The following is a 2,329-nucleotide window of genomic DNA, read 5'->3' as shown; positions in this document are numbered from 1 at the left end:
AGTTCGTACAACAACTGTTTGGGTGTTGTATAGTCAAGCCTCACGAGCAATTAGTATTGGTCAGCTTCATGCGTCACCGCACTTCCACATCCAACCTATCAACGTCGTAGTCTTCAACGGCTCTTTAGAGGAATAAATTCCTAGGGAAATCTTATCTTGAGGTAGGCTTCCCGCTTAGATGCTTTCAGCGGTTATCCCTTCCGAACATAGCTACCCGGCGATGCGACTGGCGTCACAACCGGTACACCAGAGGTTCGTCCACTCTGGTCCTCTCGTACTAGGAGCAGATCCTCTCAAATTTCCAGCGCCCACGGTAGATAGGGACCGAACTGTCTCACGACGTTCTAAACCCAGCTCGCGTACCTCTTTAAATGGCGAACAGCCATACCCTTGGGACCTGCTTCAGCCCCAGGATGAGATGAGCCGACATCGAGGTGCCAAACACCGCCGTCGATATGAACTCTTGGGCGGTATCAGCCTGTTATCCCCAGAGTACCTTTTATCCGTTGAGCGATGGCCCTTCCATACAGAACCACCGGATCACTAAGACCTACTTTCGTACCTGCTCGACTTGTGGGTCTCGCAGTTAAGCGCGCTTTTGCCTTTATACTCTACGCGTGATTTCCGACCACGCTGAGCGCACCTTCGTACTCCTCCGTTACTCTTTAGGAGGAGACCGCCCCAGTCAAACTACCCACCAGACATGGTCCTCGCTCCAGATTATGGAGCAGAGTTAGAACCTCAATATTACCAGGGTGGTATTTCAAGATTGGCTCCACCGAAACTAGCGTCTCGGTTTCAAAGCCTCCCACCTATCCTACACAAGTAAGATCAAAGTTCAATGTCAAGCTGCAGTAAAGGTTCACGGGGTCTTTCCGTCTAGCCGCGGGTACACCGCATCTTCACGGCGAATTCGATTTCACTGAGTCTCTGCTGGAGACAGCGCCCCCATCATTATGCCATTCGTGCAGGTCGGAACTTACCCGACAAGGAATTTCGCTACCTTAGGACCGTTATAGTTACGGCCGCCGTTTACTGGGGCTTCGATCAAGAGCTTCGCTTACGCTAACCCCATCAATTAACCTTCCAGCACCGGGCAGGCATCACACCCTATACGTCCACTTTCGTGTTTGCAGAGTGCTATGTTTTTAATAAACAGTTGCAGGGGCCTGGTTTCTGTGGCTGTCAACCGCTCAGGAAGCAAGTTCCATCACCGTCAACAGCGTACCTTCTCCCGAAGTTACGGTACCATTTTGCCTAGTTCCTTCAGCAGAGTTCTCTCAAGCGCTTTGGTCTACTCGACCTGACCACCTGTGTCGGTTTCGGGTACGATTCCTGTGTAACTGAAGCTTAGAGACTTTTCCTGGAAGCATAGTATCAGCCACTTCACTGTACAAGTACAGCTTGCTATCAGATCTCAGCATAGAGTACCCCGGATTTGCCTAAGATACATGCCTACATCCTTTCACCTGGACAACCAACGCCAGGCTGACTTAACTTACTCCGTCCTCTCATCGCATTACACAGAAGTATTGGAATATTAACCAATTTCCCATCGACTACGCCTCTCGGCCTCGCCTTAGGGGTCGACTCACCCAGCCCCGATTAACGTTGGACTGGAACCCTTGGTCTTTCAGCGAACGAGTTTTTCACTCGTTTTGTCGTTACTCACGTCAGCATTCGCACTTCTGATACCTCCAGCAGACTTCTCAATCCACCTTCATCGGCTTACAGAACGCTCCCCTACCACGTACACATAAGTGTACATCCGCAGCTTCGGCATATAGTTTTAGCCCCGTTACATCTTCCGCGCAGGCCGACTCGACTAGTGAGCTATTACGCTTTCTTTAAAGGGTGGCTGCTTCTAAGCCAACCTCCTAGCTGTCTATGCCTTCCCACATCGTTTCCCACTTAACTATAATTTTGGGGCCTTAGCTGGCGGTCTGGATTGTTTTCCTCTTGACTACGGACGTTAGCACCCGCAGTCTGTCTCCCGGATAGTACTCATTGGTATTCGGAGTTTGCATCGGTTTGGTAAGTCGGGATGACCCCCTAGCCGAAACAGTGCTCTACCCCCAATGGTATTCGTCCGAGGCGCTACCTAAATAGCTTTCGGGGAGAACCAGCTATCACCGAGTTTGATTAGCCTTTCACCCCTATCCACAAGTCATCCCCTGGCTTTTCAACGACAGTGGGTTCGGTCCTCCAGTTAGTGTTACCCAACCTTCAACCTGCTCATGGATAGATCACCCGGTTTCGGGTCTACACCCAGCAACTAAACGCCCTATTAAGACTCGATTTCTCTACGGCTCCCCTATGCGGTTAACCT

The 2,329-nt window shown here is 50.7% G+C and carries 1 rRNA gene; it reads right to left on the bottom strand.

The window, feature by feature from the left end:
* Positions 1-29: 29 nt before the first annotated feature.
* A 23S ribosomal RNA gene (locus tag FTV09_RS17480) occupies positions 30-2,329 on the bottom strand; the annotation flags it as partial.

The organism is Acinetobacter sp. YH12227 (assembly GCF_013417785.1).
In the GTDB taxonomy this organism is placed as follows: Bacteria; Pseudomonadota; Gammaproteobacteria; order Pseudomonadales; family Moraxellaceae; genus Acinetobacter; species Acinetobacter gandensis.
This window is presented reverse-complemented; position numbering and strand designations above follow the sequence as displayed.